The organism is Bradyrhizobium sp. Kon10 (genome assembly GCF_055807395.1).
The window spans coordinates 1-234 of record NZ_JBVVOZ010000417.1; the positions used below are offsets into that span (position 1 = coordinate 1).

The window sequence follows — 234 nt, forward strand, 5'->3', positions numbered from 1 at the left end:
TGGCCTGGGTGACGAGGCAGATGCCCTTTTCGGAAACGCGGAAGCGCTTGGCGTCGAGGACGGGATCCTCGCCGACCACGAGGCCTTCGGGAATCCTGACACCATGATCGATCACCACGCGCTTCAATCTCGCGCTGCGGCCGACGTGGCAGTCAGGCAGCATGACGACGTCCTCGAGCGTCGAATAGGAGTTGATGCGTGCGCCGGTGAAGATCAGGCTTCGCTTCAGCGAAG

General features: G+C 62.4%; 1 protein-coding gene. It reads right to left on the bottom strand.

Features of this window, described 5'->3' with window-relative positions:
* The coding region (locus AC0L2O_RS37580; protein WP_473373294.1) for a GlgC family sugar phosphate nucleotidyltransferase at nt 1-234 on the bottom strand (234 nt) is incomplete at both ends.